Annotated in this window: 16 protein-coding genes; 5 read left to right on the top strand and 11 right to left on the bottom strand. The window is 62.2% G+C overall.

Features of this window, described 5'->3' with window-relative positions; translation table 11 throughout:
* The first annotated feature begins 188 nt into the window (after positions 1 to 188).
* The 4 genes from betI to ampC all read left to right on the top strand — a co-directional run bounded on the left by betI (position 189) and on the right by ampC (position 5,347).
* Complete coding sequence (gene betI, locus BCA01S_RS28460) at positions 189 to 782, top strand: transcriptional regulator BetI (protein WP_020067496.1); 594 nt, start codon at positions 189 to 191, stop codon at positions 780 to 782.
* Positions 783 to 827: 45 nt separating this feature from the next.
* Entirely contained in the window at positions 828 to 2,297 is a 1,470-nt protein-coding gene (gene betB, locus BCA01S_RS28455; RefSeq protein WP_027779820.1) for a betaine-aldehyde dehydrogenase, read from the top strand.
* A gap of 11 nt (positions 2,298 to 2,308) precedes the next feature.
* A complete protein-coding gene (gene betA / locus BCA01S_RS28450; RefSeq protein ID WP_027779819.1) occupies positions 2,309 to 3,994 on the top strand; it encodes a choline dehydrogenase in 1,686 nt (561 codons plus the stop codon).
* 180 nt (positions 3,995 to 4,174) lie between these two features.
* Positions 4,175 to 5,347 (top strand): class C beta-lactamase, encoded by a 1,173-nt coding sequence (gene ampC, locus BCA01S_RS28445; RefSeq protein WP_027779818.1) that lies wholly within the window; start codon positions 4,175 to 4,177, stop codon positions 5,345 to 5,347.
* 65 nt (positions 5,348 to 5,412) lie between these two features.
* Here ampC and BCA01S_RS28440 read toward each other — a convergent pair whose 3' ends face one another.
* The 7 genes from BCA01S_RS28440 to BCA01S_RS28410 all read right to left on the bottom strand — a co-directional run bounded on the left by BCA01S_RS28440 (position 5,413) and on the right by BCA01S_RS28410 (position 14,059).
* Positions 5,413 to 6,831: an MFS transporter gene (locus BCA01S_RS28440; protein ID WP_027779817.1), complete on the bottom strand. Its 1,419-nt coding sequence runs from the start codon at positions 6,829 to 6,831 to the stop codon at positions 5,413 to 5,415.
* 186 nt (positions 6,832 to 7,017) lie between these two features.
* Positions 7,018 to 7,281 (bottom strand): hypothetical protein, encoded by a 264-nt coding sequence (locus tag BCA01S_RS28435; RefSeq protein ID WP_027779816.1) that lies wholly within the window; start codon positions 7,279 to 7,281, stop codon positions 7,018 to 7,020.
* Between the two features lie 64 nt (positions 7,282 to 7,345).
* Complete coding sequence (locus BCA01S_RS28430) at positions 7,346 to 8,002, bottom strand: sarcosine oxidase subunit gamma (RefSeq protein ID WP_027779815.1); 657 nt, start codon at positions 8,000 to 8,002, stop codon at positions 7,346 to 7,348.
* Positions 7,992 to 10,994, bottom strand: a complete 3,003-nt coding sequence (locus tag BCA01S_RS28425; RefSeq protein WP_027779814.1) for a sarcosine oxidase subunit alpha family protein — start codon at positions 10,992 to 10,994, stop codon at positions 7,992 to 7,994. Before BCA01S_RS28425 ends, BCA01S_RS28430 begins: the two co-directional genes overlap by 11 nt.
* Positions 10,991 to 11,305, bottom strand: a complete 315-nt coding sequence (locus tag BCA01S_RS28420) for a sarcosine oxidase subunit delta (RefSeq protein WP_020067488.1) — start codon at positions 11,303 to 11,305, stop codon at positions 10,991 to 10,993. Before BCA01S_RS28420 ends, BCA01S_RS28425 begins: the two co-directional genes overlap by 4 nt.
* A gap of 28 nt (positions 11,306 to 11,333) precedes the next feature.
* Positions 11,334 to 12,578 carry a sarcosine oxidase subunit beta family protein gene (locus tag BCA01S_RS28415; RefSeq protein ID WP_027779813.1) on the bottom strand — a complete coding sequence of 415 codons (1,245 nt, stop codon included), beginning with the start codon at positions 12,576 to 12,578 and terminating at the stop codon, positions 11,334 to 11,336.
* A gap of 86 nt (positions 12,579 to 12,664) precedes the next feature.
* Positions 12,665 to 14,059, bottom strand: a complete 1,395-nt coding sequence (locus BCA01S_RS28410; protein WP_027779812.1) for an L-serine ammonia-lyase — start codon at positions 14,057 to 14,059, stop codon at positions 12,665 to 12,667.
* A 284-nt stretch (positions 14,060 to 14,343) separates the two neighbouring features.
* Between BCA01S_RS28410 and BCA01S_RS28405 the strand changes: the two genes are divergently transcribed.
* Positions 14,344 to 15,426: a GlxA family transcriptional regulator gene (locus BCA01S_RS28405; protein WP_027779811.1), complete on the top strand. Its 1,083-nt coding sequence runs from the start codon at positions 14,344 to 14,346 to the stop codon at positions 15,424 to 15,426.
* Positions 15,427 to 15,539: 113 nt separating this feature from the next.
* Here BCA01S_RS28405 and BCA01S_RS28400 read toward each other — a convergent pair whose 3' ends face one another.
* The 4 genes from BCA01S_RS28400 to BCA01S_RS28385 form a co-directional block, all read right to left on the bottom strand.
* Positions 15,540 to 16,484 carry a choline ABC transporter substrate-binding protein gene (locus tag BCA01S_RS28400; RefSeq protein ID WP_027779810.1) on the bottom strand — a complete coding sequence of 315 codons (945 nt, stop codon included), beginning with the start codon at positions 16,482 to 16,484 and terminating at the stop codon, positions 15,540 to 15,542.
* A gap of 119 nt (positions 16,485 to 16,603) precedes the next feature.
* The gene (locus tag BCA01S_RS28395) at positions 16,604 to 17,602 is read right to left on the bottom strand and encodes a GlxA family transcriptional regulator (protein WP_027779809.1); all 999 of its coding nucleotides are present in this window, start codon (positions 17,600 to 17,602) and stop codon (positions 16,604 to 16,606) included.
* A gap of 7 nt (positions 17,603 to 17,609) precedes the next feature.
* Positions 17,610 to 18,512 carry a choline ABC transporter permease subunit gene (gene choW, locus BCA01S_RS28390; RefSeq protein ID WP_027779808.1) on the bottom strand — a complete coding sequence of 301 codons (903 nt, stop codon included), beginning with the start codon at positions 18,510 to 18,512 and terminating at the stop codon, positions 17,610 to 17,612.
* Complete coding sequence (locus BCA01S_RS28385; RefSeq protein ID WP_027779807.1) at positions 18,505 to 19,686, bottom strand: quaternary amine ABC transporter ATP-binding protein; 1,182 nt, start codon at positions 19,684 to 19,686, stop codon at positions 18,505 to 18,507. Before BCA01S_RS28385 ends, choW begins: the two co-directional genes overlap by 8 nt.
* Positions 19,687 to 19,728 lie beyond the last annotated feature (42 nt).

Genomic DNA, 19,728 nt, shown 5'->3' with positions numbered 1-19,728 from the left:
GTTCAACGAGCGTAGCGCCCGCTGCGAGCAATCACCTGCATGGAACGCGACATGGGTTTGGCCGTAACCGACATGGCCGTAGACACCCGTTTTTATTGATTGACCGTTCAATATAAAAAACCTACCATGCGCCGATTGAATATGCGGTCTGCGCTAGCTGCGAGTCGTCCAATCTTCACACCATCAACATGCCCAAGCTCGGAATGCGCGAAATTCGTCGCGCCCAATTGATCGACGCCACGTTGCTCACCATCGACCAGACCGGCCTGGCGGGCGCGACGCTGGCATCGGTCGCCCAACGGGCGAGCATTTCCACTGGCATCGTCAGCCACTATTTCGGCGACAAGGACGGCTTGCTGGAAGCCACCATGCGGCACGTGCTGCGCGATCTGTGGCAGGCCACTTCACGTCGGCGCCGCGCAGCAAAGGCCGACCCGCGTTCCAGGCTGCGAGCGGTAGTCGCCGCCAACTTCGATGCGGAGCAAACCAGCGCGCCCGTCATGAAGACGTGGCTCGCCTTCTGGTCGGAAAGCATGCACAAGCCGCATTTGCGTCGGCTGCAATACGTGAATACGCGGCGCCTGAACTCGAATCTGTGCGCCGATTTTGCGAAAGCGATGCCACGCGCAGCCGCGCGGCGAGCGGCGAGCGGGCTCGCTGCGCTGATTGACGGACTGTGGCTGCGCGGCGCGCTGTCGGGCGAACCGTTCGACACCAAAGCGGCGCTACGTGTGGCAAACGAATACATCGACCTGGTGCTGGCGGCGCGCGAATCGGCGTAGATCCGCCAGACAGGAACCAGCGATATCTTCACAAAGGAGCAGGTCATGGCGGTATTCGCAACGCAACGTCTCTATATCGGCGGCGCCTATGTGGACGCGACCGGCGGAGAAACTTTCGACACCGTCGATCCCGCCAACGGCGAAACGCTCGCTACCGTCCAGCAGGCGAGTGCCGCGGACGTGGACCGCGCGGTGCAATCCGCCCGTGAAGGTCAGCGCGAGTGGGCCGCGCTCACGGGCATGCAACGTTCACGGATTCTGCGTCGCGCGGTCGACCTACTGCGCGAGCGCAACGACGAACTCGCCGCACTCGAAACACGCGACACAGGTAAGCCAATTGCGGAAACCCAGGCCGTGGACATCGTCACGGGCGCGGACGTGATCGAGTATTACGCGGGCCTTGCCACCGCTATCGAAGGGCAGCAGATTCCGTTGCGGCCGACGTCGTTCGTCTACACGCGGCGCGAGCCGCTCGGCGTATGCGCGGGGATCGGCGCATGGAACTATCCGATTCAGATCGCATGCTGGAAGTCGGCGCCCGCGCTGGCCGCGGGCAATGCGATGATCTTCAAGCCGAGCGAAGTCACGCCGTTGTCGGCTTTGAAACTCGCCGAGATTTACACCGAGGCAGGCGTGCCTGCCGGCGTGTTCAACGTCGTTCAAGGCGACGGCCGCGTGGGCGCGATGCTCGCCGCGCATCCGGACATCGAGAAAATCTCGTTCACGGGCGGCGTGGAAACCGGCAAGAAGGTGATGTCGATGGCGGGCGCATCGTCGTTGAAAGAAGTGACGATGGAACTCGGTGGAAAATCTCCCCTGCTCGTTTTCGACGACGCGAATCTCGAACGTGCCGCCGACATCGCGATGAGCGCTAACTTCTTCAGCTCGGGCCAGGTCTGCACGAACGGCACACGCGTGTTCGTGCAACGCAGTGTGCTCGAACGGTTTGAAGCTTTGGTGCTGGAGCGTGTGAAGCGCATCCGCGTGGGTGCGCCAGGCGACGCCTCCACCAATTTCGGCCCGCTCGTTAGCGCGGCGCAATTGCAGAAGGTGCTCGGCTATATCGATAGCGGCATTCAGGAAGGTGCCCGGTTGATCGCGGGCGGCAAGCGCCTGAGCGAAGGTCATTTCGGCCAGGGCCAATATGTCGAGCCAACTGTGTTCACCGGCTGCCATGACGACATGCGCATCGTGCGCGAGGAAATCTTCGGCCCGGTCATGAGCATTCTGGTTTTCGACGACGAAGACGAAGCCATCGAGCGTGCGAACCGCACGGCTTACGGCCTCGCCGCCGGTGTCGTCACCGACAATCTGGCGCGCGCACATCGCGTGATTCATCGGCTCGATGCCGGCATTTGCTGGATCAATACATGGGGCGAGTCGCCGGCTGAGATGCCCGTGGGCGGCTTCAAGCAATCGGGCGTGGGGCGCGAGAACGGCATCACCACGCTCGAGCATTACACGCGCATCAAGTCCGTGCAGGTCGAGCTAGGCCCGTATCAACCGGTGTTTTGAGGAGCGCAGCCATGACTTCGAACGAATACGACTATATCGTCGTCGGCGCGGGTTCGGCGGGCAACGTGCTGGCGTCGCGTCTCACCGAAGATGCGGACGTCACGGTGTTGCTGCTCGAAGCCGGCGGCCCCGACTACCGCTTCGATTTCCGCACGCAGATGCCCGCCGCGCTCGCCTATCCGTTGCAAGGGCGCCGCTACAACTGGGCGTATGAGACGGACCCCGAGCCGCATATGAACAACCGTCGCATGGAGTGCGGCCGCGGCAAGGGACTGGGCGGGTCGTCGCTGATCAACGGTATGTGCTATATCCGCGGTAATGCGCTCGACTACGATGGTTGGGCCACGCGGCGCGGTCTGGAAAACTGGACCTATCTGGACTGTCTGCCCTATTTTCGCAAAGCCGAAACACGCGACGCAGGCCCGAACGCCTATCACGGCGGCGACGGTCCCGTGCACGTGACCACGAGCAAGCCCGGCAATAACCCGCTTTTCGCAGCGATGGTCGAGGCCGGCGTCCAGGCGGGCTTTCCGCGCACCGACGATCTGAACGGATATCAGCAGGAAGGCTTTGGTCCGATGGACCGCACTGTCACGTCCAACGGCCGGCGCGCCAGCACCGCGCGCGGTTATCTGGATCGCGCGAGAGCACGCGCGAACCTGACCATCGTCACGCACGCGTTGAGCGATCGTGTGCTGTTCTCCGGCAAACGCGCGGTTGGCGTCGCGTATCTGCACAACGGCGCGACGGTGAATGCCCATGCGCGCCGGGAAGTACTGGTATGCAGTGGCGCGATCGCGTCGCCGCAATTGTTGCAACGCTCCGGCGTGGGTCGCCCCACGTGGCTGCGTGAACTCGACATTCCTGTTGTTCACGATCTGCCGGGCGTCGGCGAAAACTTGCAGGACCATCTGGAGATGTACATTCAGTACGAGTGCAAGGAGCCCGTCTCGCTCTACCCTGCGCTGCAATGGTGGAACCAGCCGGCCATCGGACTCGAATGGATGCTCAACGGTACGGGTATTGGCGCGAGCAATCAGTTCGAAGCGGGCGGCTTCATCCGTACACGCGACGACGACTTGTGGCCCAACATCCAGTATCACTTTCTGCCGGTGGCGATCAATTACAACGGCTCGAACGCGATCAGAATGCATGGCTTTCAGGCGCACGTCGGCTCGATGCGTTCGCCGAGCCGCGGGCGCGTGAAACTCACGTCGCGCGATCCGGCCGCACACCCAAGCATTCTCTTCAACTACATGGCCGATCCTCTCGACTGGCGCGAGTTCCGCGACGGCATCCGCATTACACGCGAGATCATGCGGCAGCCGGCGCTGGATCGTTATCGCGGACGTGAGCTGAATCCGGGCGCCGAACTGACCACAGACGCCGAGCTCGACAGTTTCGTGCGGGCGCGGGCCGAAACGGCGTTTCATCCTTCCTGCTCCTGCAAGATGGGCTATGACGACATGGCCGTGGTTGACAACGAGGGCCGCGTGCACGGCTTGCATGCGCTGCGCGTGGTGGATGCGTCGATCATGCCGCTCATCACCACGGGCAATCTCAACGCCCCGACCATCATGCTGGCGGAGAAGATCGCGGACCGCATTCGTGGGCGCGAGCCGTTGGCGCGCGTTGACACACCTTACTTCGTCGCGAATGGCGCGCCTGCCAGGAAGCGTGAACGAGCGACCGTCTGACTTCCGCATTCAGGATTCAGGACTCCGGATTGCGGGTTTCCGCCCGGGCGGCGAGCTCTTGCCGCCCATAACTTTTTCTTGACCCTCTCGCAAGTTATCCTCGATTGTCAGCGCTCCGCGAAAGCCGGATAGTGCTGCGTCAGCACATCTGTCGATAACAATCCAAGGAAACCGCCGCATATGAAGCTAAAAGCCGTGAGCGTAGTGGCGACCGCCGTCTTCGCACTGAGCGCAATCGCACCGGCAAGCCATGCAGCCGGCGCCACCGATGGTGCGATCAAAGCTGCAGTGGACTCGGCAATCGAACCGCTGATGGCGAAATACCATGTGCCAGGCATGGCGATCGGCGTGATCGCGAACGGCAAGACCTATGTATTCGACTACGGCGTGGCGTCGCTACAGACAGGCAAGCCTGTCGCGCAGCGCACGCTGTTCGAAATCGGTTCTGTGAGCAAGACATTTACCGCGACGCTCGCCGCCTACGCGCAACTCAACGGTCAACTGAAGCTGTCGGACGAGACGCAGAAATATTTGCCGTCGTTGCGAGGCAGCGCGTTCGGCAAGGTGAGCCTTCTGAACCTGGGCACGCACACGCCTGGGGGTCTGCCGCTTCAGGTCCCCGATGACATTCATGACAACGCCCAGTTATTGCAGTACTTCAACGCATGGAAACCAGCCTATGCGCCCGGCACTTACCGCACGTATGCGAATCCCGGTATCGGCACGCTTGGTCTGATCACCGCCAGAAGCATGGGCCAGGACTTTGCGCCGCTAATCGAGCAGCACATGTTTCCCGCGCTCGGCATGAGGAGCAGCTATCTCCACGTTCCCACGGCGAAAATGTCTGACTACGCGCAGGGCGATACCAAAGATGGCGCGCCGGTCCGCATGAAAGGCGGCGTTCTCGCCGACGAAGCGTACGGCGTAAAAACCACCGCCGCGGACATGGTCCGCTTCGTTCAGGCGAACATGAACCTGATCGACGTGGACAGCAAGCTTCAGCGCGCGATCACGGCCACGCACACTGGCTACTTCACAGCCGGCGTGCTGACGCAAGACCTGATATGGGAGCAATACGCGTATCCAGTCGCGCTCTCCACCTTGCATGAAGGCAACGCGCCTGCCATGGCGGTCACTCCGACACCGGCCGCTGCGATCGATCCACCGCTGCCGCCGCAGCAGAATGTGTGGATCAACAAAACCGGTTCGACCAACGGTTTCGGCACTTATGTCGCCTTCGTTCCGCAGAAACGCGTGGGCATCGTGTTGCTCGCCAACAAGAACTTCCCCATCGAGGAGCGCGTAAGCGCGGCGTATCGGATCATGTCGGCGCTCGTCGCGAGCGCACAGTAGCGATGAAAAGCGCGATCGCGCCACGGTGCAGCAGACAGGCAACGGCTGCGCCGTGGCGAACGCTTCTACTCGCGCGCCGGACTGAGCACGCCATGCGCGTCGCTCTCCACTGCTTCCGACACAAGCGTCTCGAGCGCGAGTCCACGCGTTTCGATGCCGAGTATCCACACTGTGGCTGCCGCTATGACGAAGCACATCGCGCCAAGCGAGAACACGCCGCCCTGACCGAATACCGGCAACACGACGCCCACCACATACGGCCCGATCAGCGAGCCGACACGGCCAATCGCCGAGGCGAAGCCCGAACCCGTGGCGCGCGCGCCGGTGCCGTAGAGCTCCGGCGTATAGGTGTAAAGCACCGCCCACATTGCGAACAGGAAGAACTGCATTGCCAGTCCCGCGCAGATCAGCAAGGTGGGCGTCTGGGCGTGGAGCGCGGTTTGCCCGTACACGTAGGCCATTACCGCACTGCCCGCAAGCGACGCGATACAAGTCGGCTTGCGTCCCCAGCGTTCAACGAGCCATGCCGCGCAGATAAAACCCGGAATACCGCCGAGAGAGATCAGCACCGTGTACAACACCGACTTCGTCACCGCGAAGCCGGCCTGCTGCATCAGCGCGCCGAGCCATGACGTCAGACCGTAAAAGCCGAGCAACGCAAAGAACCACAACGTCCACACCATGACCGTGCGACGCCGGTAAGCCGCGCTCCATATCTCGCGAAACGCGCCAGCGCCTTTGGTGGCCACCGGTTCGGCGAGCATGACCGGCGCGCGCAGGTGGCTCAGCCCCGCGGACTTCATGACCTTCACTTCGATGTCGGCGAGAACTTTGTCGGCGTCGCCGAGACGTCCCCGATGTTCGAGCCAACGCGGCGATTCCGGCACGATGCGTCGCACGACGAGCACGAACACGGCGGGAATCGCGAGCAACGCGAACTCAGTTCGCCAGCCGAAGGTCGGCAGCACGAAGTACGACACCACGCCTGCCGTGATGAAACCGAGCGGCCAGAAGCCGTCCATTAGCGCGATCAGGCGCCCGCGCGAAGACGCCGGAACGAATTCCGACAGGAGCGTTTGCGCAATCGGGAACTCCATGCCCATGCCGAAGCCGAGCAGCACCCGATAAAAGATCAGCGCTTCGACACTCTGCGCAGTCGAGCACAGATAGGAAGCGAGACCCCACAGCACCATGCTCCATTGAAACACCGGTCGGCGCCCGAAGCGATCCGCGAGCAAGCCCGCGACCGCCGCACCGCCCACCATGCCGAAGAAACTTGCACTCGCGACGAGGCCGGCGGTCGCCGTCGATAACCCGAACTCGGTCTTGATTGAACCGAGTACGAAGGTCATCGTGCCGAGGTCGACGGAATCGAAGAAGAACGCAATCGCGATAATGATGAAGATGGTCCGGTGATAGCCGGAGAACGGCAGCCGTTCGAGTCGCGCGGCGGCGCTCGCGCGAGACTGAGAAGCGGTAGGCATGGCATCCCCTGAAGATTGCGGCGCGGCCGCGAGTGATGTTCCGATGAGCACATTCAGTAGACGCCGACATAAATCGGCTACATAGAAGAAATACGTCATCGGGATGGAACGGGGGCGTCGTTCAACAGGCGTGGCGCCGATAGGCCGTGCTGGCCTCCGACCGGGGCGCAGGGCAACAGCTACACGCTATGTGCGCAGCCGCGCACGGGCCGCGCCTGCAACACGCGCGAGGGCGTCCGCGCTCAGCCGCGCGGCGATTTTCTGCACGTATTCATGGTGGCGCGCCTGCAACGGAGCGCCCAGTTGCTGTGCGAGCAGATAGCGGATCAGAGCGATGCGCCGGTGCCGCAGTAGCATGCTCTGATCGAGCAGCGCGAGCGCGGCATCGGCATCGCCTTGCTGGCATGCGCGCTCGGTGAGGCGCGCAGTGACGACACGGGTCGACGTCATGTGAGTCGGGCAGCGCGAATGCCGCGAGCGGTCCACGGGAACAGCGCTCGCGGCGTCACCGCAGTCACGACATCAACGGCTCGGCTGCGTCGAGCATGATCTTCACGAAGTAGTCGGCAAAGCTGCGACGCACGATGATGTCGAAACTGTCGGCGCCGGTGGGCACGAGCGTCATCGACGCCTTGAAGTAATGGCTTTGCGCACACTGCCCGTCGCCGAACAACTTGGGATGCAGATCGAGCGGGCAGCCGCGCGAAAGCACTTCGCGCGTGCGGGCACCGGTGATTTCGAGCACCGTATAACCGCTGCCGATGTCCACCGCGGACGCGAACACGCCCGCAAACGCCGCGCCGAGCTTCGCCTGCAACGGCGCAGTGCGCGTTGCGTCATGCGCGACGGCCGAGCGCACGAGCCATTCGTCGGGTCCGAGCCAGAGCATGTCGTAGCCGTTGCCGCGCGCAATCGTGTTGGCTTTTTCCGGCGGCGGGCAACCGAGCACATTTTTTACCGCCTGCACAAACGCGGCGTCGCGCGTATCGCCTCGCACGTTCACGAGTTCGAGAAACGGCCGCTCGCTCAATCTGAATGCCGTGCCGGCCGTTGCCTGATGCTTCTTCAGCAGCGCATCCACACCCACCAGCGGCGACTCCTGCCATACGCCGGTTTGCCTGCCGACAGCACGGTCCACGACCGACGCCGCCGTTTTAGTTTCATTCCACATGTTGACGCGCTCCTTCGCTGTCGTAGAACACCGAGCTGGTGATCTTCGCTGCAATCTGTTTGCCGCTCGAAAGCGGGACCGTGACCGTTTCGCCGATCTTCTCGAGACCGCCCTTCACGACGGCCATCGCAATCGAGCGCTTGAGAATCGGACTGTAGTAACTCGACGTGACGTGGCCGAGCATCGGCGCGGTGTCGCCCTGGAACGGACCGGCGACAATTTGCGAGCCTTCCGGTATCACGAAAGACGGATCGTCGGAGAGCAGCCCGACCAGCTGCTTGCGCCCCGGCTTCGCCGTGTCGGAGCGGGTCAGCGAACGCTTGCCCAGAAAGTCTTTGGACTTCGCGACGAGCCCGCCCATGCCGAGGTCGTAAGGCGTCATCGAGCCATCCGTATCCTGACCCACGATGATGTAGCCCTTCTCCGCACGCAACACGTGCATCGTTTCGGTGCCATACGGCGTGATGTCGAACTCGGCGCCCGCGGCCATCAACGCTTCCCACACCGCGCGTCCCACGTTCGCCGGCACGTTCACTTCATACGCAAGTTCACCGGAAAAGCTGATGCGCATCACACGCGACGCCGCGCCCGCGACCGTGCCTTCGCGATAGCTCATGAAAGGAAATGCGGCGTTCGCAAAGTCGATGTCGTGGCACACCTTCTGCAAGACCTTGCGGCTGTTGGGGCCGACCACGGCGAAAGTCGCCCAGTGATCGGTGACCGACGCAAGACGCACGCGCATGTCCGGCCATTCAGTTTGCAGCCAGCGTTCGAGCCACGTCAGCACGCGCGCCGCGCCGCCCGTAGTGGTCGTCATCATGTAGTGCTGATCGGCGAGGCGCACAGTCACGCCGTCGTCGAAAATCATGCCGTTTTCGTCGAGCATCAGGCCATAGCGGCACTTGCCGACTTCGAGCTTGCTCCACGGATTCGTGTAGACCCAGTTCAGGAGCTTCGCAGAATCGGGACCCTGAATGTCAATCTTGCCGAGCGTCGATGCATCCAGAATACCGACGCTGGTACGCACCGCGAGCGATTCGCGTGCGACGGCCGCGTGCATGTCCTCACCCGCTTTCGGGTAATACCAGGGACGCTTCCAGTTGCCGACGTCCTCGAAAGCGGCGCCGTTCTCCACGTGCCATTCATGCACAGCCGTCTTGCGCACCGGATCGAGGAATTCGCCGAGTTCGCGCCCCGCGAACGTGCCGAACGTGACCGGCGTGTAGTTCGGGCGGAACGTGGTGGTGCCCGTCTCCGGAATCGTCTTGCCGAGCGCCTGCGCGAGAATCGCCATGCCGTTGATGTTGCCGAGCTTGCCCTGGTCGGTGCCGAAACCCATCGCCGTATAACGCTTTACGTGTTCAACCGACTCGAACCCTTCGCGGGCGGCCAGGAAAATATCCGCCGCGGACACGTCGTTCTGGAAGTCCACGAACTGCTTGGGTCCGCGCGTTGCAAGCTCGCGTCCGCCGACGAGCCAGAGCGGCTCTATCTTTGCTTCGCTGATGTCGGCGACCTGAACCGGATTCGGCCGGGCGACGATATGGCCTGCGGCGCGCGCGGCTTCGATGCCTGCATCGACGGCGAAACGGATGCCCTGGCCCAGCGTGAAGTCGCCGTTGCAGGCGCCGACGCTCGTCTCCGCCTGCATCGCCTTGCCGGGCACGAAGCAGGCTTTCTCGTTATGCCAGTGCGCCTTGCCGCCCGACTGCGCGAACAGATGCAGCACAGGGCTCCAGCCGCCGGACATCGCGAGCAGATCGCACGGCAATTCGCTTTGCTTCGCGCCGGTCTTGCCGTTTGCATATGAAGCGATATCCACCGACGCCACGCGCAGTTTGCCGTGCGCCGCGGTGATGACGGCGCCGCCGATCACCTTCACACCGTAGCGGCGGGCAAGCGCGGGCAGCGTACCCTTCGATTCACCCGCGCGCGGATCGATCACTGTCACCTGCGCGCCGGCCGCTTTCAGGTCGAGCGCGCATTGATAGCCGTCGTCGTTGTTCGTGAAGACTACGGCGTCGCGGCCCGGCAATACTGCATAGCGATGCAGATAGGTCGAAACGGCCGAAGCCAGCATCACGCCCGGCAGATCGTTGTTGCCGAACACGATGGGCCGTTCATGCGCGCCGGTTGCGAGAATCACGCGTTTTGCGCGGATCTTCCACATCAGTTCGCGCGTGCCCTTGCGTTGCGACACGGGCAGATGATCGGTTAAACGCTGAGTCACCGTGACGAGATTGTGGTCCTGGTAACCGAATGCGGTGCTGCGCGTGAGAATCTTCACGTCGGGCATCTGCCGCAGTTCGTCTTCGATCTTATGCACCCACTGCAACGCAGGCTTGCCGTCGATCTCCGCGCGGCACGACAGCAGCGAGCCGCCGAGTTCCGGCTGATCGTCGACCAATGTCACGCGCGCGCCCGACAAAGCGGCTGCGTGCGCGGCCGCGAGACCGGTCGGCCCGCCGCCCACGACCAGCACGTCGCAATGTGCAAAGCACTTGTCGTAGCGGTCGGCGTCGAGTTGTTCGGGCGCCTTGCCGAGACCCGCGGCGTCGCGGATCACTTCTTCGTACTTCGGCCAGAACTTGCGCGGCCACATGAAGGTCTTGTAGTAAAAGCCCGCAGGAATGAAGCGCGCGAACTTCTGATTGACCGCCATGCGATCTTTCTCGATGCTCGGCTTCGCATTCACGCTGTTCGCGACGAGCCCCTGATACAGCTCGACTTCGGTCGCGCGCGCATTCGGCACCGTGTAGGCGCCGGTTTCCAGTTGCACCACAGCGTTCGGCTCTTCCACTCCCGCCGTAACGATGCCGCGCGGCCGGTGATATTTCCAGCTACGCGCAACGAAGTGCAGGCCGTTGGCGAGCAATGCCGAAGCCAGCGTATCACCCTGATAACCCTGATACTGGCGGCCGTTGAACGTGAACGTAAGCGGCAATGCGCGGTTGATGCGCCCGCCATTCGGGAGTCGGTCTTTCTGGCTCATTGCGTCTTGCCCTCTTGTGCCTTGCCGTCGTTGCTATCCATCTTGAGCAGCGGACGGTCGAACGTCTCGTAGCCCTGGATCTCGTAGCTCACCGTATCGCGCTGCGCCTTGAACCAGCGGCGGCAGCCTTGCGTATGCATCCATTGCTCACGATGCACGCCGCGCGGATTCTTGCGCATGAACAGGTAGTCGCCCCACTCCTTGTCGGTGAGCTTCTCGGTATCGAGCGGACGCGCAATGTCCGCTTCGCCGCCGCAGGAAAATTCGGTTTCGGCGCGTGGCCCGCACCAGGGGCATTCGATCATCAGCATGTTTGTCTCTCTATCCAGCGCTAGTGCGTTAGTGGGCGACGGCGGCGGCGCCGTGCTCGTCGATGAGATGGCCGGTGTAGAAGCGATCCAGCGAGAATGGCGCGTTCAATTCATGCGGCTCGTCTTTCGCGATCGTGTACGCATAGGCCCAACCGGAACCGGGGGTCGCCTTGAAGCCGCCCGTGCCCCAGCCGCAATTGAAATAGAGCCCCTTCACGTCGGTCTTGCTGATGATCGGGCATGCGTCCGGCGAGACGTCCACGATGCCGCCCCACTGCCGGTTCATGCGCACACGCGAGAACACCGGGAACATTTCGACGATGGCTTCGAGCGTGCCTTCGATAATCTGGAAGCTGCCGCGCTGTCCGAAACCCGTGTACTGGTCCACGCCCGCGCCGATCACCAGATCGCCTTTGTCGGACTGGCTGATATACGCGTGCACGGCATTCGACATCACCACGGTGTTCACGACCGGCTTGATCGGCTCGGACACCAGCGCCTGCAACGGATGGCTTTCGAGCGGCAGGCGCACGCCGGCCATGTCGGCGAGCGTGGAGGTATTGCCCGCGGCCACCACCGCGACTTTCTTTGCCTTGATGAAACCCTTCGTCGTATCCACGCCCGTCACCTGGTTGCCGTTACGACGAATACCGGTGACCTGGCAGTTTTGCACGATGTCGACGCCCGCCTGGTCCGCGCCCCGCGCGAAGCCCCAAGCCACCGCATCGTGACGCGCGACGCCGCCGCGCCGCTGAATCGACGCGCCCAGCACCGGGTAGCGGCTATTCAGATTGATGGTCGGCTCCAGTTCCTTGATCTGCGCGGGGGTGAGGAATTCGGCGTCGACACCGTTCAGGCGGTTCGCATTCACGCGCCGCTCGGTGTCGCGCACGTCCTGCAGCGTATGCGCGAGGTTCATCACGCCGCGCTGGCTGAACATGACGTTGTAGTTCAGATCCTGCGAGAGACCCTCCCACAGTTTCATTGCCTTTTCGTACAGCGCGGCCGACTCGTCCCACAGATAATTCGAGCGGACGATGGTCGTATTGCGCGCCGTATTGCCGCCGCCGATCCAGCCTTTTTCGAGCACGGCGATATTGCGCACGCCATGTTCTTTTGCGAGGTAGTAGGCGGTGGCGAGACCGTGTCCGCCGCCGCCGACGATCACCACGTCGTACTCGCGTTTGGGCTCGGGGCTCTTCCACTGGCGCTCCCAGTTTTCGTGATACGACATCCCGTTGCGCAAGAGGCTGAATATCGAATAGCGGCTCATCGTTGGTCCTTGTGGGTACTGTCGGTGCTTGTGGTGCTTGTGGTGCTTGATGCCTGGTGCTTCATCACGACTTAATAGAGCGCTGTTCAGCACTCGATGACGTTCACGGCCAACCCGCCGCGCGACGTCTCCTTGTATTTCGTCTTCATATCCGCGCCCGTCTCGCGCATCGTCTTGATCACGTTATCGAGCGATACGTAGTGCTGGCCGTCGCCCTTCATCGCCATGCGCGCGGCGTTCAGCGCCTTGATCGCGCCCATGGCGTTGCGCTCGATGCACGGAATCTGCACGAGTCCGCCAACCGGATCGCAGGTCATGCCAAGGTTGTGTTCCATGCCGATTTCCGCGGCGTTTTCGACTTGCGTCGGCGTGCCGCCCATCACTGCGGCGAGCGCCGCTGCGGCCATCGAACAGGCCACGCCCACTTCGCCCTGGCAGCCCACTTCGGCGCCGGAGATGGACGCGGTCTCCTTGTAGATGATCCCGATAGCCGCGGCCGTCAGCAGGAAGTTGACGATGCCTTCGTCATTCGACGCATGCATGAACTTCACGTAGTAGTGCAGCACGGCCGGAATCACGCCGGCCGCGCCGTTGGTCGGCGCGGTCACGACGCGCCCGCCTGCCGCGTTCTCTTCGTTCACGGCCATCGCGTACAGGTTGACCCAATCGAGCATCGAAAGCGGATCGCGCAGCGACTCCTCGGAGCGCGAGCGCAATTGCCCGCACAGGTCGGCCGCGCGGCGCTTCACATGCATGGGTCCGGGCAATTCGCCGCGCACCTTGCAACCGCGCTCGACGCAAGCCGACATCGCGCGCCAGATCGCGAGCAGGCCTTCGCGCACTTCCTGTTCGGAGCGGGACGCGCATTCGTTGCGCAGCGTCACCTGGGCGATAGAGAGGCCCGTTTCACGGCATACGCGCATCAGATCGTCGCCGGTGCGAAACGGGTACGGCACCTCGGCGCCTGCACGTACGCCGTTCACGCGATCGCCCTCCCGATTCACGACGAAGCCGCCGCCAATCGAGAAATACTCTTTTTCAACCAGCAGTTGCCCGTACTCGTCGAATGCCTGAAAACGCATGCCGTTCGGATGCACGATGCCCGAGCCGGGCGCACCCGGCATCAGCTTGCGGAAAAATCCAAGATGTTCGCGCTCGTCGAATTTCACCGGATGCTTGCCGAGCAGCGCGAGTTGCTTCGTCTCGCGAATCGCCAGCAAACGCGGCTCGATCGAGTCTGGGTCGATCAGTTCGGGAAGATTGCCTTCGAGGCCGAGCAGCACCGCCTTGTCGGTGCCATGGCCCTTGCCGGTTGCGCCGAGCGAGCCGAACAGTTCGACTTTCACGCGGCGCACGAAGCCGAGCAGGTTGGCGTCTTCGATATGCGACGCGAAGCGGCAAGCAGCGATCATCGGCCCGACGGTGTGCGAGCTGGAGGGACCGATACCGATCTTGAACAGATCGAATACGCTGACGTTCATGGCTAGCCTTGTGCGTTGCAATGCCTGGGTTGCGGGATTTACCTCGAAACAGGCCCTATTGCACCGCACGTCAAATTGGACCGATAGAATAAAAACGGCATGACAGTGGGATAGTGGCGTCAAGCGCACTGCGCGCCAAGCGTCGCGACGTATTTACGAAGGCTTCTGACGCATTTGCGACAGGCGCCGCCCCTGCGCCTCGCGATGCTGACGACACGTATGATCGGTGCCCCGGTGAATCCCGGTGCTATGCTTGACTCAACCTTTTTGCTCTGGCTGCATGCATGAACTCCGCTGAACCGCTTCCCCTTCAATCTATCGACGGCACGCCGAAGCAGCGTATCCGCTTTGGCATCATCCTGCTGCCGAACTTCACGCTGACGGCGTTTTCGGGTTTCGTCGACCTGTTGCGCCTGTCCGCGGACGAAGGCGACTTCAGCAAGCCCGTGCGCTGTTCATGGAGCGTGATAGGGGAAACCCTTGCTCCGGTACGCGCGAGTTGCGGAATCCAGATCACCCCGTGGGATACCTTCGACAACGCCGAACCGTTTGATTACGTCGTCGTGGTAGGCGGCCTGCTGCATTCGGGACCGGCCGCGAACGACGCGACCCTTGCATTCATACGCCGCGCCGCGGCAGCCGATGCAACGCTTGTCGGCATGTGTACGGGCGTGTTCTCGCTGATGCGCGCGGGCGTGCTCGACGGTCATCGCATTTGCGTAAGCTGGTTTCACTACTGGGATTTCATTGAGCGCTTTCCCTCGGTGAATGAAGAGGCGCTCGTGGCCGACCGGCTGTTCGTGATCGATCGCCGGCGCATTACGTGTTCAGGCGGGCGCGCTTCTATCGACGTGGCCGCGGCCATTCTTCTGCGCCACTTCGAAACCGCAACGGTGCAAAAAGCGCTGCGTATCCTTCTCGTCGACGACATGCAGAAAGGCAACGCGCCGCAGCCGCATCCGCCGGGACTTGCACCTGCGGCGCACCCGAAAGTGAAGCGCGCGATTCTGCTGATGGAACAGCACGTGGGGCGTTCGCTTTCGCTCGATGAACTCGCGCGCAAGCTGGATTTGTCGCCGCGTCAATTGGAGCGGCTTTTCAAGGCGCAAACCGGCAAGGCGCCACAGGCTTATGCAAAGCAGGTGCGCCTGCGCACCGCTGCCTGGCTGTTGACCAGCTCGGACAAGACCGTGGCCGACATTGCATCGAGTTGCGGCTTTTCCGATGCGTCTCATCTGGGCCGCGAATTCCGCAAACAATTCGGCTTACCGCCGATGATGTACCGCGAGCAACGCGGCACGGCGGCGGAAGCGGAATATGGCGCTGATTTCGACGAGACGTTTCCGGGGCGGGCGCAGGCGATTTGAGGCCTTGTTTCAAGGCGTTTTGTCGATGCCGTTTGATTTCGGCCCTTGTTTAATAGCCTGAAATCACGCAACAGGCGCTTTAGCGCCGCATCAAGCGGCGCCAAAAGCTGATATCACTTCCCCGCCACGTACGCCCTCACTGCCGGCAAACCATCCTTGCCGTCGAACGTATTCACGCCCGCGAGCCACTGGTCGAGCACTGCCGGATTCGCCTTCAACCACTCGCGCGCGGCCTTGTTGGGGTCCGTCTTGTTCATGATCGGCAGCATCACATGATTCTCGATGTCGGTCGTGAAATGCAGGTTCGACACGAGCTTTGCGACGTTCGGGCAGCGTGTAGAGTAATCGGTCGGCGTAACGGTCATGACCTTGGCCTCGCCGTAGTTCGGACCGAATACGTCGTCGCCGCCGGACAGATAATCGATTTTCATCTGCACGTTCATCGGATGCGGTTCCCAGCCGAGGAACACGATCGGCTTCTTGTCGCGGATCGCACGGTTCACCTCCACCAGCATGCCCGCCTCGCTCGACTCCACGAGCTTGAATTTGCCGAGCCCATACTGGTTGCTGTCAATCATCTTCTTGATCAACGCATTGCCGTCGTTACCCGGCTCGATGCCATAGATCTTGCCGCCGAGCTTGTCGTAGTTCTTCGCGATGTCGGTGAACGTCTTGATACCCGCCTGATACGCGTAGTCCGGCACGGCAAGCGTGTACTTTGCACCCGTCAGGTTCGGCGTGGGCAGCACGCTCAGCTGACCGGCCTTTTTGAACGGATCGATCATCGGGTCCATGGTCGGCGACCAGTAGCCGAGGAATACGTCAATCTGCTTGCTCTTCACACCGGCAAAGGTAATCGGCACAGAAGCGATCGTCTTGGTCGGCTTGTAGCCGAGTCCTTCGAGCACCGTCGATGCAAGTCCTGTCGTAGCGGCGATATCGGTCCAGCCGACGTCGGCGAAGCGGACGTCGCGGCATGTTGCGGGTTCGGCGGCGAAAGCCGAAGGAACGGACGACACAGACAGCGCGCACAGCGACGCAGCCCACAAACGTTTCATGGCGTTTCCTCAGGGTGATTGAATGCTTGACTGTTTATTACACTGAATTTTATCGACGCTGCCTGCTGCGCATCGAGGCACGCGCGAACGCACGTCACCGAACTTGATGCACGAACCTCCTACGCCGACAGTCGCCGCTCGACGCTCGGCGCATGACCGAATTGCGCGCGATATGCCTTGCTGAAATGGCACGGCGAATGGAAGCCGCAAACGGTCGTGACGCGCGCGATCGAAGCGTCGGTATTGCGCAGCAGTTCACGCGCACGCCGCAGGCGCAACGTGAGGTAATAGTGCGTCGGCGATACGCTCAGGAACATCTTGAACATGCGCTGCAAATGGCGCTGCGACAGATGCACGAGCCGCGCGAGTTCGTCGAGTGATAAAGGCTCTTCGATATTCGCCTCCATCAATCGAACGACCTCGATGAGTTCGGCACGCGAGAAACCGACGCGGGCGTCGACGGGGATGTGCTGATAGTCCGTCGAGCCGCGTATCCTTTCCACGATGAACTGCTCCGACACCTGCGCCGCCACCGGATGGCCGAGCCGCATGGCGACCAGTTTCAGCATCAGATCGAGCGGCGCAGTGCCGCCCGTGCAGGTCATGCGGTCGCGGTCGATCACGAAGAGCTCGTCGGCGAAACGCACATGGGGGTAGCTCTTGTGCAGCGGCGACATATCTTCCCAATGCACGGTACAGCGATAGCCGTCGAGCAGCCCGGCTGCGAGTAGCGCATACGGTCCCGTGCAAATGCCGCCGAGCGGTATGTTCTTGGCCGCCACGTCGCGCAGCAAAGCGATCACCGTTTCGTTGACGTAATCGCGCACCTGCCAGCCCGCGCAAACAATCAGCACGTCGGGCATGCCGGCTTGCGCGAGCGTCGTGGTGGGCTTCACCGTAATACCGTTGCTCGCCCGCGCCGGCTCTCCGTCCGGCGTGATCACGGACCACCTGTAGTGCTCCGCGCGGCCCACGTAGTTGGCCATGCGCAGCACCTCGACAGCGCTCGTGAACGCGATCATCGAAAAGTTCGGCAGCGTCAGAAAGCCGACGTGCGCGAGCCGGGAAAGCGGCGAATCTGAAGGGGCTTCGACCTGGGTGATCGCGTCGCGCTTCATGTGCGGCTCAGCTGTGTTGCGCCGCCGGCGCGCGGCGCACCTTCATCAGACTGCGCAAGCCGGAGAGAAGCGGCGCGCGCGCCATGCCGGGCGAGCGGCCAAAGCTCTCCGTGATACGGTCCAGAATGATCGCGAGCATCACGACAGAGAGTCCGCTTTCGAAGCCGAGCCCGATGTCGAGCCGCTGAATACTGGCAAGCACGTCGTTGCCAAGCCCGCCCGCGCCGACCATCGACGCAATGATCACCATCGACAACGCCATCATGATGGTCTGATTCACGCCGGTCATGATCGACGGCAGCGCATTGGGAAACTGCACCTTGTAGAGCAGTTGCCACGGCGTGCAGCCGAACGCCTGCCCCGCTTCGACAATCTCGCGATTCACGTGCTTGATGCCGAGCGACGTGAGACGCACCGCGGGCGGCATGGCGAAGATCACCGTGGAAAGAATGCCGGGCACGCGGCCGAGGCCGAACAGCATAGCCGCCGGAATCAGGTAGACGAATGCGGGCATGGTCTGCATCAGGTCGAGCACGGGACGCACGATCATTTCGACGGTGCGGCTTTTCGCGGTCCAGATGCCGAGCGGCACGCCGAGCAGGAGGCTGATCAACGTGGACGACAGCGTGAGACCGAGCGTGATCACCATCTGATCCCAGAAGCCAGTGCCGTAGATCAGCAGCATCGCAAGCAAGGTGAAGAGCGCGAACCGCCAGCCCACCCGCCACAATCCTATGCCGACGAAGAACGCCATCAGCGCCCACATGGGAACGGCTTGCAGGCCTTGCTCGATCAGCGCCGCAAAACCCTCGATGACTTTGCCGATGGAATCGAACGTCTTGGCGTCGTGGTCGAGCAGATAATGGACGCCATGGTCGACCCAGGCGCCAAGTGGAATGACTTCAGACATGGGAACCTCGATGGCGCGTAAGAACGTGCAACACGTTCGTCTTGTTGACCGAACCACAGTAGGAGCCGTCTGCTTCGACGACCGGCAAAGGCGCGCGGCTCGCGACCACGCGTTCGACCACATCGTCTAGCGGTGTGTTGCGTCGAATGCATTCGACGTAGTTCAGTTTCGCGGACGCGCTGCCTGTTTCGTCGCGGCACACGAAGCCGCGAATCTTGCGTTCGCTGTCGAGCACGAACGCATAGTCGGCGCTGCCGTTCAAGGTGGCGGCCACGCTCGACGCGTCGATCTGCGGCGAATGCGAATGCATCAGCGGCACGGCATCGGTCTGCATCAGATCGCCGGCCGTCAGATAACGGCTGGTGTCGATGCCTTCGAAGAAAGCGCGCACGTAATCGTCGGCGGGATTCGTGATGATCTCCTGCGGCGTGCCGATCTGCACCACCTTGCCGCCTTCCATGATTGCTATGCGTGTGCCGATCCGCATGGCTTCTTCAAGATCGTGCGACACGAACAGGATCGTGCGCTGCTGCTCGCGTTGCAGATCGAGCAATACGTTCTGCATTTCCTTGCGCTTTAACGGATCGAGTGCGGAGAACGCTTCGTCCATGATCATCAACGACGGGTTGACCGCGAGTGCCCGCGCAAGGCCCACGCGCTGCTGCATGCCGCCCGACAGTTGCGCGGGCAGCTTCGCCGCGAACGGAGCAAGGCCGACCTGCTCGAGCACGGTCATCGCGCGCGCTTCGCGTTCCTTGCGGCTGACGCCCGCTACTTCGAGCCCGAACGCTGCGTTCGACAGCACAGTGCGTTGCGGCATCAGCGCAAACGACTGGAACACCATACTCATGTCCTTGCGACGCAGCGCGGTCAATTCGGAGCGCGGCACGCTTGCTACGTCGCGCCCATCGATCAGCACCTTGCCCGCCGACGGTTCCACGAGCCGGTTGATCAGGCGGATCAGCGTCGACTTGCCGGATCCCGAGAGCCCCATCAGCACGAATATCTCGCCTTCCTTGACTTCGAAAGATACGTTGTGAACGCCGACGATCTGACCGGTCCGCGCGAAGACTTCTTCTTTCGTCGCGCCGCCCGCCAGCATGGCGAGCGCCTGTTTCGGGTTAGTGCCGAACACCTTGCACAGCCCTTCGACCACGACCTTGGGGGAATTCATTGAATGCTCTCCTATGTCGGCCAGAGTTTGTGCAAAACACTT

The organism is Paraburkholderia caledonica NBRC 102488 (genome assembly GCF_000685095.1).
Lineage (GTDB): Bacteria > Pseudomonadota > Gammaproteobacteria > Burkholderiales > Burkholderiaceae > Paraburkholderia > Paraburkholderia caledonica.
Note: the sequence above shows the minus strand (reverse complement) of the source record. Positions and strands in the feature narration are given on the sequence as shown.

Coding starts and splice junctions, on each gene's coding strand:
- betI (WP_020067496.1), top strand. CDS start 189: ATGCCCAAGCTCGGAATGCGCGAAATTCGTCGCGCCCAATTGATCGAC.
- BCA01S_RS28405 (WP_027779811.1), top strand. CDS start 14,344: ATGAACTCCGCTGAACCGCTTCCCCTTCAATCTATCGACGGCACGCCG.
- BCA01S_RS28410 (WP_027779812.1), bottom strand. CDS start 14,059: ATGAACGTCAGCGTATTCGATCTGTTCAAGATCGGTATCGGTCCCTCC.
- BCA01S_RS28395 (WP_027779809.1), bottom strand. CDS start 17,602: ATGAAGCGCGACGCGATCACCCAGGTCGAAGCCCCTTCAGATTCGCCG.
- BCA01S_RS28400 (WP_027779810.1), bottom strand. CDS start 16,484: ATGAAACGTTTGTGGGCTGCGTCGCTGTGCGCGCTGTCTGTGTCGTCC.
- BCA01S_RS28440 (WP_027779817.1), bottom strand. CDS start 6,831: ATGCCTACCGCTTCTCAGTCTCGCGCGAGCGCCGCCGCGCGACTCGAA.
- BCA01S_RS28385 (WP_027779807.1), bottom strand. CDS start 19,686: ATGAATTCCCCCAAGGTCGTGGTCGAAGGGCTGTGCAAGGTGTTCGGC.
- BCA01S_RS28425 (WP_027779814.1), bottom strand. CDS start 10,994: ATGAGCCAGAAAGACCGACTCCCGAATGGCGGGCGCATCAACCGCGCA.
- BCA01S_RS28430 (WP_027779815.1), bottom strand. CDS start 8,002: ATGTGGAATGAAACTAAAACGGCGGCGTCGGTCGTGGACCGTGCTGTC.
- betA (WP_027779819.1), top strand. CDS start 2,309: ATGACTTCGAACGAATACGACTATATCGTCGTCGGCGCGGGTTCGGCG.
- choW (WP_027779808.1), bottom strand. CDS start 18,512: ATGTCTGAAGTCATTCCACTTGGCGCCTGGGTCGACCATGGCGTCCAT.
- betB (WP_027779820.1), top strand. CDS start 828: ATGGCGGTATTCGCAACGCAACGTCTCTATATCGGCGGCGCCTATGTG.
- ampC (WP_027779818.1), top strand. CDS start 4,175: ATGAAGCTAAAAGCCGTGAGCGTAGTGGCGACCGCCGTCTTCGCACTG.
- BCA01S_RS28420 (WP_020067488.1), bottom strand. CDS start 11,305: ATGCTGATGATCGAATGCCCCTGGTGCGGGCCACGCGCCGAAACCGAA.
- BCA01S_RS28415 (WP_027779813.1), bottom strand. CDS start 12,578: ATGAGCCGCTATTCGATATTCAGCCTCTTGCGCAACGGGATGTCGTAT.
- BCA01S_RS28435 (WP_027779816.1), bottom strand. CDS start 7,281: ATGACGTCGACCCGTGTCGTCACTGCGCGCCTCACCGAGCGCGCATGC.